This window comes from Exiguobacterium sp. HSB13 (assembly GCF_056764755.1).
The window spans coordinates 567707-580845 of record NZ_JBUZOM010000001.1 but is presented as its reverse complement, the minus strand read 5'-3'; the positions used below and the strand labels follow the sequence as shown (position 1 = coordinate 580845).

Below are 13139 nucleotides of genomic sequence, written 5' to 3'. Positions count from 1 at the left end.
TATCCAATCGTTTAAGACAACATCAACTCAAGCAGACAGTCGACGAGATCCTTCTCGAGTTCGAGTGCTTGCAATTGGTGCATCATGTTGACCGGGTCGAGTTTTTGTGACAATAGACGGTACAAACGATCTTTCAGGTCATAGCTGATTTCCGCTTGGTCGAGGAATGCATACAACCGGTCCATCTTATTCTCGTTCGTCGAGATCTCGACTTGGAGTGACAACGTGATCGTATCCGTCACTTCACCGAGTTCGACACGAAGGGACTGCGTCGCATGATCATAGACGCCGGTGACACTCTCTCCGTCGCGCTGAACGTATCCTTCACGTACTCCACGTAAGATCAATGTAATCGAGCGGTTTTCAGGTAGCAAGTCACGGTGTCCGGTTGGTGCCGCGATCGTCAGCTCACGTGCTTCCCAGTCGAGTGCAAACGTCGTCTCGACGTTGACACCATCGCGGTGCGCGACACCTGTACTGTCATCTTCAAACAACGTAAAGCGATTCGATGCTCCCGGGAAGACGACGACTTCGAGATCCTCTGGATTATGCAGGGCATTCGACTGTTCGAGATGACGACCGAGTGGCACGATCGCACCGGCTTTTGCGAGTACGCCTTGGTCTTCGAGATAACGGAACAGACGGATTTGTTTGCCGCCACGGTATCGATGCCCGTTGAAGAAATCGAACCATTCGCCTTCCGGCAACCAAGCGGTTGTCGCCGTCATGTGCAGTTTCCGATGCATCGGTGTGACCATCGGTGCGACAATCAGTTCTGTTCCGAAGTAGAACTGGTTCGGGACGTTATACGCTTGATCGTCTTCCGGATGTTCATAATACATCGGTGAGACGAGTGGCAACCCGTCAAAGTGATTGCGGGCATTCATCGTGTAGATATACGGTACGAGCTGGTGCCGGAGCTGCAGGTACTTCTTCATGACGTTCGCCGCATCGGTCGAATAACGCCATGGTTCTTTCCCGTTAAAGATGCTCATCGTACTGTGCAGGCGCATGATTGGACTGAAGACGCCATATTGAAGCCAACGCGTCGATAACTCGTCATCCTTTTCTCCACGCTGGTGTCCCCCAATATCATGGCTCCACCATCCGTAGCCAATGTTTGACGCCGTCGCCGTGAAATATGGCTGGAATTGGAGCGATGCCCACGAGATGATCGTATCGCCCGAGAAACCAACCGGATAACGATGACTTCCGGGTCCCGCGTAACGTGAGAAGATCAGTGGTCGATTGCCATCGCGGGCGATATCAAGTGCGTGGTAATGATTGAGCATCCAAAGTGGATCAAGCCCCTTCATCTTCGAGTTCGCACCCTGTTGCCAGTCGATCCACCAGAAGTCGACGCCATCTGCTTCGTGCGGATGATGCAGCTTCGTGAAGTAGTTCTCGATGAACGTCCGGTCCGAGAAGTCAAACGGAATCCGGACATCTGATTCGGGATCGACGCCCATCGCGACCGCCATCGCCTCGTATGCTTCTTCAAACCCACGCACACCGTCCGCCGGGTGCAAGTTGAGCGTGACCATCCGGTCGTCATCCTTCAACCATTGTAAGAATCCGCGTGGATCCGGGAATAGATCACGGTTCCACGTATAGCCCGTCCAGCCACTTCCGTAGCGTTCTGGGATATCGGTGACGTGCCAGTCCATATCGATGACACTGACCGAGAACGGAATGTCTTCCGTCTTGAAGCGCGTCATCAAATCCTTGTATTCCTTCTCACTATAACGCCAGTAACGACTCCACCAGTTACCGAGCACTTGACGCGGTAACATCGGTGTCGGTCCTGTCAGGTGGTAGAAGTCACGCAATGCCTGTTTGTAGTCGTGACCGTATCCGAAATAATAAATGTCATGTGTACCAGAGCGACGCGGTTCGACGAAGTGGTCCTCCGTCAGGACGAACGCGTTCGAATCGTCGATCGCTGCGTAACCTTGTCGGGAGACGATTCCTTCTTCGAGTGGAATGACACCGTCCGCATGATCAAGCGTCCGTGCCGTTCCTTTTAACGTCCGGAGCGGTCCGCCAAACGTATAGCGGCTGTAGTAGGTACTGAAGTTCCCTAAGACATCGATATAAAGTGTGTTCGCAGCGAACGGTCCCTTCGTATAATGCAGATGGACGTGCTCGGTGATGATTTGCAATTCTTCCTCGTTTTCGACGATTCGGTAAGCAGGTACCGGGAAATCACGATTGAAGACCGTTTGAGTTGGTCGATCCTCGAACTGTCCGTCCGCCGCGTATTCGAGTCGAATCATCCGACTCGTCAAGACCGTGAAACGGTAGACATCTCCTTGGATGATGGCGTCTGGTCGTGCTTGTGGTTTCATGTCGCGCGTGTAGAAATGGGATTCATCAATTGTTCGCATACGGGTTCGGGACTAACGCCCCTTTCACTTCCTTCCAGGCTAAGTAGTGTGCAACCGATTACACATCTAGTGTATAAGAGTTCATGTTCCCACTTCAAGGAAGAATCAACCCAAAAATGTCCCGCACCTGAAAATCGATGCGGGACAGTGCGTCATAATAAGGGTGAAATCAAACGCGAAAGTGACTCAAAAATGCGGAAGCGGAGCGGACGTTTGACGTAATCGTTCGATGATAACTGAATTGAGACGTCAAAATCAGCGATGAAGTCACGCTCGAGTTGCTCGGCACTTTCCGTGTCGTACAGGAACGCCATCAGTTCATAGTTGAGAACAAAACTGCGAATGTCCATGTTTGCCGTTCCGACGGCACCGATCTTCCCGTCGACGAGAAACAACTTCGCATGGATGAAGTGACGGTTGTACGTATAAATTTTGACGCCGTCCTTCAAGAGTGGTCCGAAGTAGGAACGGGTACCGTAATAAGACGTAAAACTATCGCCTTTCCCCGGTGTCAGGATGCGGACGTCGAGCCCGGCACGTGCTGCGAGCCGAAGCAAGGTCATCGTCTCATTGTCCGGAATCAAATACGGTGTCGCAATCCAGATGGAGCGTTGCGCCGAGATGATCGCGGCAATCAAGGCATTACGAATCGCGGGATCCTTCGACGTCGGTCCGCTCGTGACGATTTGAATCGCTCCGTCTGACGCCACGTCATGTTTCGGGAAGTACTGATGGATCGTCTCGTCACCCGCAAACGTTTCCCATGTGTCACCCGATTCGATTTGGGCATAGATCCAGTCGTCGAGGAACGTCGCTTGTAGTTCCTTGACGGCACGTCCTTCAAGCCGTAAATGCGTATCACGCCAAAAGCCGAACTTCTTACTCTTGCCGTCGTACTCATCCCCGACGTTCAATCCACCGGTGAAGCCGACTTTTCCATCAACGACGACGATTTTTCGGTGATTCCGGAAGTTCGCTGTGAAGATGAACAAAGGACTCGAGATCGGATCATAGGCTGCGATATGTGCTCCCGCGTCGCGTAGCGGGCGCAAGAAGTTCTCACCGAGCATATAGCTTCCAAGTCCGTCATACATGAACCGGACCGTCACGCCGGCTTCGAGTCGCTCGATCAATGCTTCCCGGATCGCCTTGCCTGTCTCATCGTTACGATAGATGTAGTACTGGATGTGGACGTGATGCTGTGCTTGACGAATCGCGTCAAGAATCGCCGGGAACGTCTCTTCCCCGTTCGTCAGAATCTCACTTGCCGTATGAACGTCTACCCCGCCACCACCGAAGTTACGAATCGTGTTCGCAAGCTTCAAGTGATTCGGTGGCAACTCACTGACGGCAAGCGACCGGACTGGACGAATTGCTTGTTTGAGCAATTTTCGTTCGTCATGCGAACGACGATTCCGGCGACGACGCCGTGGATTCCGACCGAACATCAACCAAATCACGACACCGAGAATCGGTAGGAAGATCAGGACGAGAAACCAAGCGATCGTTGATTCCGCTGTCCGGTTTTCAATGAAAATGATCATGATGACGGCGAGCGGCACGACTGTCGCTGAAATCGTTAAGACATAAAATAAATAGCCGAGTTGATATAGTCCCCAAATGATGCCCCCGGCGACTAAAAATACGAGTGCGAATTGTAAAATCCGGTTGCGCACAGACCTTCCTCCTTCAATTAACATACCTTCACTAGTATTCTTTCCCCATTTACTATGAAAATATAACAAAAAAGAGAAACCGCAGATACGGTTTCTCGAAAGATTTACCTCTTATAGAAAGTTTTCTTCGTACATCTCGCGACCAGGGATTGGATCATTCAGTGACGCCCAATCCGTTTCGTGTTCCTGGACGAGACACGCATCGAATAGCGCTTCGAGCTTCTCTTGCTCCAGTCCGATTCCGATTAAGACGAGCTCGGTCCGTCGATCTTCGTCTGATGCAAAACGACCAGCGTATTCCATGTTCGACGCATATCCTGCTTGGTGGAACAACAGTGCCATCTCAGGACGTGTCGCGAGGAACAAGAAGCCTTTCGCCCGGACGACTTCTTGCGGCCAGTCTTCAATTAAGGCTAGCAAGCGCTCCGGGTGGAACGGCACGTCGCGCTTGTAGACGAACGAGCTGATCCCGTACTCTTCCGTTTCCGGAATATGTTCTTCCGCATTCAACTCACGGATCCAGCCGGCACTTGCTGCCGCTTGTTCAAAATCAAATAGATCAACGTCTAAAATCTCTGCCGGATCGACTTGAGCATATGTTGTCTCGATCAAACGAGCAACTGGATTTAATGCCTTTAGATAACCGATAACGGTATGGCGTTCTTCCGGTGTCAGGCGATCGACTTTATTCAAGACGATGATGTCTGCGAACTCAACTTGATCGACGAGTAGATCGACGACTTCGCGCACGTCTGTCTCATCGACGGCCTGTTTCCGCTCAATCAACGATTCACCAGACTCAAAGTCCTTTAGGAAACGGTATCCATCGATGACCGTGACCATCGCGTTGATTTTCGTGACTTGTGATAAGTCGATTGCACTGTCCGGATCTTCGTACGTGAAAGTCTGGGCGACCGGAATCGGTTCCGAAATACCACTCGACTCGATGACGATACCGTCAATATCTCCTTGGTCGACGAGGCGTTTGACTTCAAGCAATAAATCATCGCGTAACGTGCAGCAAATGCAGCCGTTCGAGAGTGTGACGAACGACTCTTCCGTCCGCGAGAATCCGCCTTGCTCAATCAATGCCGCGTCAATGTTGACCTCACTCATGTCGTTGACGATGATCGCGAGGCGACGCCCTTCGCGATTATGTAGTAAATGGTTTAGTAATGTCGTTTTACCGGATCCCAAGTAACCGGATAAAACCGTGATCGATATCGGTTGCATCATCATTCATCTCCTAAAACGTAATCGTTACGTTTTATAGAGTAACTGACTTTCCACCTGACGTCAATCGTAATGATTTCGATTTATTTCATTCCATAAAAATAGCCGACAAGTGTCGACTCAAATGATACACATTTCGTTCTCTCGTAATAAGAAGGATGAAGTGTCAGTTATTCCGAAGCACGATAAAAGAAACGTTTTTTCGCTCGGAATCGCTTCCGAGGGGAAAAACAAGCTGGAGCGTTCCTGCAACGAAGTGAAAGGGCACGATGCTTGTCCTAGGAAAACGATTCGAGAGAAATAAAAAAGCGTAACCTTGTCACTGACTTTGAATCGGTAAATCCCATGTCGCCCCGATCAAATCCGTGATCCGCTCCGCTGCCTCATGCGAAAAACCGGCAATCGTGTAATGGTTCGTATCTACAATCACATGATACATCCCATTCGGTAAACTGTCGGCGAACGCAGCGTGAGCCGCATTGATTTGTTCGGTCAATGCCGGGTTCAACCAACTTTCCGGCATACCGCCTGCCCAGTTCGAAGCAGACAAAACGAGAACCGGCTGTGTCACATCTTCAAGCAACGATAGAATCATCTGATTGTTCTCCTCGACCGTTTGCCATTCGTCGAGCGTTCCCCGCCAATGTCCAGGTGCCGCAAAATGCCGCCACATCGGTAATTGATCAGCTTCCGGTAAGACACTGAACATCTTTTTGCCGAGACGATCAGGAATCATCCAAGCAATTGGTCTAACGTGACTAAGGAAATAGAGGAATCGATTCCACTCCTCTTGTGTTCGTTCGTACCAGTTCGGTAATGCTGCATCGACATCCGGGTGCGACGGATCGAGCAAGACGATGCCGCGTGTCTCGTCTGCAAACAGGCGTCCGCTTGCGAGCGAGATATAGGCTCCAAGCGAGTGCCCGATGAAGACATACGGTCCTTTGATGTTTAATATCCGTAAAACATCTGTTAACTCATCCGCTTGATGCGTAAAGAGCCGTTTATTTTTGCCACGACTCGAACGACCATACCCGAGACGCGAATATTCAAAGACCCGTCCCCGTTTTAACAATTCGGTCCGTAACCAGCCCCACTGGTGTCGATTCGACATCATTCCGTGATCGAGGACGAAGGTGACGTCCCCACTTCCTGTCAGTCGGGTATCAAAGCGACCGGCTGATGTTTCAACGATATATTCCATACACTATCCCTACTTCCATTCATTCAAATAGCGAGATCTCTAGCTCGTACCCAAGGATGTTCAAGTAATCAAATAACTGGGATCGATGATGATAGAGATGCACGGCTGCCTCGATCGCCCATCCGTTCATCGAGTCGGTAACCCCCCAGTACGTCGGACGCGTCAAAAATCCGGTCGTGACTTTCTTTTGATAGACAGAAAACGCACGATTGATTCGCTCATTCAACTGATCGCGCGGGACCGGTTCGGCATAAAACGCCTGCATTGCTTCAGCCGTCGCCCCTTCTGCCAGCATCAAATCGGCTTCGAGCAATACAGCGAGATGGACAGCGACTTCACCGACGGTCCGTTTCCCGGGGATTGGTCGCGCGTCCCAGTCCTGCGCCTCGATCTTCTCAAATAATGCTTTCGACGTCTTTACACCAACGCTGACATGGCGGATGAGGGCATGTTCCCAGTCAGTCATGCGCATTCCCCCAAGCAATCGCACGTTTTTCGAGTTCCTTGACGAACGCATCCTTACCAGCGATATAGGCTTCGATATCAAACGGATATGTTGCCGCTAATTGTTCCTTTAATGCCCCGTAAGCAGCGGCTTCTTCTGGATGGGTTCGTAAGTAGTCCCTGAAGACGAGATGACGCTTGATTTCTGGATTTCCCACCGCATAGAGATGGATGTGATGCGTCCGTTCGTCGCCACCTTTTCGATAATAGCGGCGTCCCGGCATCCCGAATTCACCCTTCGCCTCGTAACCGAGCGCTTTCATCTGTGCGTCGAACTGCTCGATTCCGTCGAGCGCATCGACGACGGGTAAGATATCGATGATCGGTTTTGCTGCGAGTCCCGGAACTGATGTGCTCCCCATATGATGGATCTGCTTAAGACGTGCTCCGAACACCTCTCGTAACCGGTCCGCTTCTCGTGTATAGGCACTCGCCCATTCTGATTGATACGGTAACACAATGACTTGTCGCATAGTCGTTTCCCCCTCTCAATTCAGTATGCCAGTTTTTGGGGTAAAACAAAACGACCATCCGCTTTGGAGGTCGTTTCGTTACACATACTGTTTGATGAGAGTTAATCCTTCAGATAATCATACAACTTCGCAGGTCCACCAAGTCGAAGATCAGCGATGATATGCTGGGCATCGACGATCTTTCGAATAGGGAAGTCAGCGAGTGGTGCCATGACATGTTCGAATAACTGGAGTCGAGCCGGTCCACGATATGCTTCTTTCACCTCAAGATCCGTGATTTGACTCCGTGTCAGTTCGGAAATGATCAACTCACCTTGATAGCCGCGATGTTGTTTGAGCATGAACTGCGGCGCACCGACGATCGATTGTGCTTCTTCGACCGCCATCGGAATATACTTGTATCCCATCGTCGCTTGGGCGACACGAAGTGAATGATAGTCAAGCGTACCGACGAGTACATCATTGTCGAGATAAAGCCGGGGTGAACCATACTTCTTCGGAAACGCAGCTACTTCACGACCAGAGGCGATTGCCGGCTGATTGTTGACATACATCGAGAGGTAAAACTCACCGACCTCCCCTTGATACCGAACCGGAATGACTTGTCCGCACTCAAGATAACTCCCAAGACCCGTGCTATCCGGCATATTGATGATCTCAAACTTGATCTGATTACTCAGCACCTCGAGCGGTTCCGGAACGACTGCTTGTAAGGCTTCGATGTCGGTCTCATAGATGATGTTCAAGTATTCCCGATTCCGAAAGAAGATATCGACCGCTGGAAAGACCGGTGCATTGATCGGTGTCGCGACGATATTTTTTACATCTTCCTGTCTCATCTGAATCCCCCCTTTATGCGTTTAACAATGCGGCAAAGCGTGCGACACTTGTTTCAAAATTAGGAACTGTCTTCGCTGCTTGAGCTTCTTCGACGATTTCTTGAATAAGTGAGTTGAATGGTGTTTTGATATCGTACGTGTTGCCATACATCGTGACGATCCCATTGATGAAACGAATTTCGGTCGGTTGCCCTTTTTGTAAGTCCTGCAACATGCTTGCTTCTAAGTCACGCGACCCGTGCATCAATTGTGGCACGGTGCTCAGTTTTTCATCGATATCGTCTAGTGTTGCGTAAGCTGCCGGCTCAAACGTACTCATCGGCGCGAATGTGATGCCGTGGGCGTGACCGACTTCAACGACTTCCTGCATCGTATGAATCGCTGCTCGTAACAAGACAGGATGATCGAGAACGTCACCATACGTACCGTTACAAGCAGCGGATAACCCACTGAACGTACTATTGATGACGAGTTTTGACCATTTCGTTCCCGGTAGATTATCAGAGATCTCCGTCCCACCAATGTGATCAAGGATTTCCTTCAAGTGAATAATCCGATCCGTCTTCTTCCCGTCCAGTTCACCGATTTGCATCGCATACGTCTTGAAGTGCTCGTAATCCGATGTCAGACGTGACTCACCTGGTCCGACGTATGTCGCTCCGAACTCGACGGATCCCGCGATGATACATTCGCGTGGAATCTGTTGTTGAATGAATTCTTCCGGTACACCGTTTTGCAAGGAGACGAGAATACCGTCTTCCTTCAAGATCGTCCGGACTTTCGCCAGGACCGGTTCATTGTAGACCTGCTTCGTTAGCAACAATACGATATCGTACATCTCCTTGATGTCATCCGGATGCATCGCGTGGACGGCTTGCGTCAAATCTGGTCCAATGACATGCGCGCCTGTTGTGTTCAATGCTTCGATATGTGCGCGATTCGTATCGATCAGATCGACATCCGCATACTGTTGACTCAAATAAACTCCCATGATGGTTCCTAGTGATCCTGCTCCGTAAATTCCGATTTTCATTTCTATCACCTCTGGTATTTACGATATACTGGTTTTATCATAAACAGAAATATATATATTTATATGTTTTAATAACCTGTAGGTTATGTTGGGAGGATATTATGGAACTCTTACATTTGAATTATTTTCGTCACGTCGCAGAAGAATTGAACGTGACGCGTGCCGCCGAACGATTATTCATTAGCCAACCTGCCCTCAGTGCGACGATCAAGAAGCTGGAGCGTGAGTTGAACACGACATTGTTTCATCGAAAAGGTAGAACGATTAGCTTGACCGACAATGGACGACTTCTACTGCAGTCGGTCGAAAAAATCGAACACGAGCTGACACGTGTCCAGGAACGCATGGCGCGAAATGATGCCTCTACTGAAACACCACTCAGTCTTGCCAGTTCGCATGGTCGCTTCATCCAATTGATCCTACAGGAATTTCTCTTGCCACAGACGGCACCCTTGTTCAACTCGGACATCCTCTCGAATCGCGACATTTTAAGCGGTCTGCTCCATCAAGAATTCCATTTCTCGATCAGCTTCATGGAACTCAAACATCCGCTCATTACGAGCGAACCAATCGTGGAAGAGGATATCGTCATTACCTACCCTGCTTCCTATTCAGAGAAAGAAGCGATTACGGTGCTCTATGCGGATGCGACCGAGACTGCCTTTTTGTTCCCCTCCCACAATAAGGACTATAACCGTTTCATTCAATTGAGGATGGCGGAACTGAACATCTATGCCGACACCTCGCATTACATCGATGACGTCTCGCTTCAGCTCGCCTTACGCCAACAACGGTATTTCAGCTTCGTTCCCGTCTCCGTCTGCCGCGAAATGGGACTACCCTTCATCACGGACGATGTGTTTACCGTTACGTCACGACTCTACATGTCGCATGCGACGGATCAATTAACGCTCGAGCAAGCAACCCTTTATGAACGCATTAAATTGTTTCTGCTCTCACAACGCACATATCTAGCCAAATAAAAACGGATGTCTGCATATGCAGACATCCGTGTGACAGATTACTTCGTGATGAAGTAACGTGATTGATCGAGATGATCCTTCGCTGTATAAATGTTGAGTTTGTACGAACCGTTCGTCAGTGCTTTACGCATCTTCAAGACATAGTTCCCGTGCTGATCTGCCACGTCTTGAGCGATCAACTGATAACCAGATGCTGTCTTCTGATAGAGACGGACGATTTGACGTTTTTCGACTTTACCTGTCAACGTCTTTTTACCTGACCATTTTTTAACTGGGTATGTGTTCTTAATCGTGAACGACGCTTTTTTCGTGATTTTGTTCGAGATGTCTGTCGACTTGACCGTGTACGTCCCTGTCGTTAGACCGTTCTTGACCGCGATCTTGAAGCCGCTTGCCGTCGTTTTTGCTTTTGCAATCTTCGTTGATCCTTTATAGAGCGTCACGTCAAGACCTTCCGTTGCTTTACCACGGAGGACCGTCGATCCGTAAACTGCTGACTTTTTATCGATCGCTGGTGTCGCAACGACACCTGTTCCGACTGTGACCTTCGTTTCTGTCTTCATGAAGCTGAGTTCCGAGACGATCGTCAACTTGTCACGCAATTTGAGCGGACGTGTCACGACTTCGTATTGACCCGCTTCATTTGCTGTTGCTGTTCCAAGAATTTTTTCGCCAAGTTTGACTGTGACTTTCGCACCTGGAACGGCTTGACCAGTAACGATTTTTGCACCTGGTTTAACTGCTTTTGCTGAGACCGTGAAGTCTTTCATCGGTACGTTCATATTGAATTTGAGGAACGTACCTGTCTCACCTGGACGTGTTTCACCTGTGTTCGTGATGCCTTCATAACGCTTGACGTACGGTGCAGCTGCAGCCGCTGAATCAAAGCTGACCGTCGTCGGTTTGCTTGCGACGAGTGACCAGTTGTCATCGGCTTTATAATCAACCGGTTGTTTCGCTTTGATGAAGTCCGAAATGACGTTACGTGTTTCGTAGGCTGATTTGTAGACGATATTCTTTCCGCCACCAAGACCCGGGAACGTCGCACTGCCTGCGCGGTAGTTGTTCGTCGCGACAAGGAATTCTTGATCGTCTGCGATCGCTTTGCCTTGATACTTGATGTTTTGGACACGATTTGCGTCTTTATTGACGACGACACCGTTAAAGTCGAACTTCGCTGGTTTCGTGATATCGATCTCATACGTCAATCCATCGAGGATATCAAAGTTATAGCTACGGAATTCTTTATTCAACAACTCTGTCTGCTCACCGCCGACTTGGTTAAATTGACCCGCAGACATCTCGAGCCAATCTTTGACGTCAGCACCTGTTACTTTGACGACTTCGAGTGTATTCGGATAAACATAAAGATCGGCGACGTTCTTGAGTGCGATTGGTCCTTTTTTGATCAACGTGTAATCGGATGCGTTAACCTGGTTACGACCACCTGTCTTGAATGGTGCACCTGCTGACAACAATGGAAGATCTTTGTATTTCGCAAGATCGGCATTTTCTTTGAGTTGTTTCTCGACATACCATTTTTGTGCGTTCGTTACGAACTGCACCGAATCATCATCTTGTGCGAGGGCAAAGAAGCTTTGGATATCGTCATTGATCGTCCCGACTTCTTGACGAATGTAAGCGAGTGTTCCTTCATGCGCTTTTTCAATCAACTTAACGGCGCCTGCATCTGCTGTCGTGTCTTTCGTGACGTCCGCTAGTTTAGCGCCTGACGTATCCACGACCCATTTCCCGTCGACTTGCTTCAACTGAAGATCGATGACTCCGACGTTTTTCCCTTGTGTGTTCGCCATGACGACCGGTTTACCGTTGATCAGACCGTTCGTTGCATCAACATTTGGTAGTTTGTTGAACGCTGAATCGGCTGCTGGGAACTTCCCGTGCTGGTGACCCGTCATCAAGACATCGATGTCTGCAACTTTCGTCAACGCGTAGCCGACGTTCTCATCGCCATCTTTTTGATCCGTCGTATCCCCGATACCTGTGTGCGCGAGTGCAACGACGACGTCTGCGCCAGCGTCTTTTAATTTCTTCGCTGTTGCTTTCGCAGTCGGGATGATATCTTCAGCCGTGACTTTCCCCGTCAGATTCCCCGCATCCCATGCCATGATTTGTGGCGTGACGACTCCGAACACACCCACCTTGACTGTTTTCATGTCACCGTTCTGATCCTTGACTTGACGTTCGATGATTTGATAGTCTTTTCCATCTTTGTTGTAGTCCGAGACGATCGGCTTTTTCGTGACCGCATCCAATACGTTCGAGTTGACGAACTTGATTGAACCGCTCGAAGCACTCATCGCTGACTTGAGGAAATCAAGACCGAAGTTGAATTCATGGTTCCCGAGCGTGACTGCGTCATAACCGAGGTATTCCATCAATTCGTACATCGGATGTTTGCCTTTGTTTCCTTTGTCGTACTGGTTCTTGACGTAATCACCGAATGGCGTTCCTTGAAGTGTATCCCCGTTATCGAACAAGAAGCTATTCGTAGCGCCCACTTCAGCTTGTTGCTGTTTGATGACTGTAGCCGCTTTGACGAGACCAATCGTTTCGTCCTGCGCATCCTTGAAGTAATCGTAGTTCATTGAGTTCGTATGTAAATCCGTTGTTTCTAAGAAGCGTAACTTGACGACACTGTTGTCGGCAGCAAGTGTCTTAACTTGGACGACTGGTACGAGCATCGGTGCGATCAACGTCGACGCGATGACGAGTTTCGTAGCTTTTTTCATATGGATTTCCCCCCAGGATGTTTTGACTGCTTCATTAATTTAGCATGGTTCGAT

10 protein-coding genes are annotated in these 13139 nt (G+C 49.4%); 1 reads left to right on the top strand and 9 read right to left on the bottom strand.

Features of this window, described 5'->3' with window-relative positions:
* Positions 1-11: 11 nt before the first annotated feature.
* The 8 genes from ACZGCQ_RS02935 to ACZGCQ_RS02900 all read right to left on the bottom strand — a co-directional run bounded on the left by ACZGCQ_RS02935 (position 12) and on the right by ACZGCQ_RS02900 (position 9349).
* The gene (locus ACZGCQ_RS02935; protein ID WP_481265341.1) at positions 12-2387 is read right to left on the bottom strand and encodes a glycoside hydrolase family 31 protein; all 2376 of its coding nucleotides are present in this window, start codon (positions 2385-2387) and stop codon (positions 12-14) included.
* 152 nt (positions 2388-2539) lie between these two features.
* Positions 2540-4063 carry a cardiolipin synthase gene (locus tag ACZGCQ_RS02930; protein ID WP_481265340.1) on the bottom strand — a complete coding sequence of 508 codons (1524 nt, stop codon included), beginning with the start codon at positions 4061-4063 and terminating at the stop codon, positions 2540-2542.
* A 111-nt stretch (positions 4064-4174) separates the two neighbouring features.
* On the bottom strand, positions 4175-5296 hold the full coding sequence (locus tag ACZGCQ_RS02925; protein WP_481266363.1) for a GTP-binding protein: 1122 nt from the start codon (positions 5294-5296) through the stop codon (positions 4175-4177).
* 319 nt (positions 5297-5615) lie between these two features.
* Positions 5616-6500, bottom strand: coding sequence for an alpha/beta fold hydrolase (locus ACZGCQ_RS02920; protein WP_481265339.1), 885 nt, complete (start codon positions 6498-6500; stop codon positions 5616-5618).
* Between the two features lie 19 nt (positions 6501-6519).
* Positions 6520-6966, bottom strand: coding sequence for a DinB family protein (locus tag ACZGCQ_RS02915; protein ID WP_481265338.1), 447 nt, complete (start codon positions 6964-6966; stop codon positions 6520-6522).
* Complete coding sequence (locus ACZGCQ_RS02910) at positions 6959-7477, bottom strand: GrpB family protein (protein WP_481265337.1); 519 nt, start codon at positions 7475-7477, stop codon at positions 6959-6961. Before ACZGCQ_RS02910 ends, ACZGCQ_RS02915 begins: the two co-directional genes overlap by 8 nt.
* Positions 7478-7578: 101 nt before the next feature.
* Positions 7579-8316 carry an acetoacetate decarboxylase gene (locus tag ACZGCQ_RS02905; protein WP_481265336.1) on the bottom strand — a complete coding sequence of 246 codons (738 nt, stop codon included), beginning with the start codon at positions 8314-8316 and terminating at the stop codon, positions 7579-7581.
* Between the two features lie 13 nt (positions 8317-8329).
* The gene (locus tag ACZGCQ_RS02900) at positions 8330-9349 is read right to left on the bottom strand and encodes a ketopantoate reductase family protein (RefSeq protein WP_481265335.1); all 1020 of its coding nucleotides are present in this window, start codon (positions 9347-9349) and stop codon (positions 8330-8332) included.
* A 101-nt stretch (positions 9350-9450) separates the two neighbouring features.
* On the opposite strand from ACZGCQ_RS02900, the gene ACZGCQ_RS02895 reads away from it, so the two are divergent.
* On the top strand, positions 9451-10332 hold the full coding sequence (locus ACZGCQ_RS02895; protein ID WP_481265334.1) for a LysR family transcriptional regulator: 882 nt from the start codon (positions 9451-9453) through the stop codon (positions 10330-10332).
* Between the two features lie 38 nt (positions 10333-10370).
* On the opposite strand, the gene ACZGCQ_RS02890 is transcribed toward ACZGCQ_RS02895, so the two are convergent.
* Positions 10371-13085 carry a bifunctional 2',3'-cyclic-nucleotide 2'-phosphodiesterase/3'-nucleotidase gene (locus ACZGCQ_RS02890; protein WP_481265333.1) on the bottom strand — a complete coding sequence of 905 codons (2715 nt, stop codon included), beginning with the start codon at positions 13083-13085 and terminating at the stop codon, positions 10371-10373.
* Positions 13086-13139: the final 54 nt, after the last annotated feature.

Excerpts from the sequence above, each read along its gene's own strand:
- ACZGCQ_RS02935 (WP_481265341.1), bottom strand. The coding sequence starts at position 2,387 with ATGCGAACAATTGATGAATCCCATTTCTACACGCGCGACATGAAACCA.
- ACZGCQ_RS02925 (WP_481266363.1), bottom strand. The coding sequence starts at position 5,296 with ATGCAACCGATATCGATCACGGTTTTATCCGGTTACTTGGGATCCGGT.
- ACZGCQ_RS02920 (WP_481265339.1), bottom strand. The coding sequence starts at position 6,500 with ATGGAATATATCGTTGAAACATCAGCCGGTCGCTTTGATACCCGACTG.
- ACZGCQ_RS02915 (WP_481265338.1), bottom strand. The coding sequence starts at position 6,966 with ATGACTGACTGGGAACATGCCCTCATCCGCCATGTCAGCGTTGGTGTA.
- ACZGCQ_RS02910 (WP_481265337.1), bottom strand. The coding sequence starts at position 7,477 with ATGCGACAAGTCATTGTGTTACCGTATCAATCAGAATGGGCGAGTGCC.
- ACZGCQ_RS02905 (WP_481265336.1), bottom strand. The coding sequence starts at position 8,316 with ATGAGACAGGAAGATGTAAAAAATATCGTCGCGACACCGATCAATGCA.
- ACZGCQ_RS02900 (WP_481265335.1), bottom strand. The coding sequence starts at position 9,349 with ATGAAAATCGGAATTTACGGAGCAGGATCACTAGGAACCATCATGGGA.
- ACZGCQ_RS02895 (WP_481265334.1), top strand. The coding sequence starts at position 9,451 with ATGGAACTCTTACATTTGAATTATTTTCGTCACGTCGCAGAAGAATTG.
- ACZGCQ_RS02890 (WP_481265333.1), bottom strand. The coding sequence starts at position 13,085 with ATGAAAAAAGCTACGAAACTCGTCATCGCGTCGACGTTGATCGCACCG.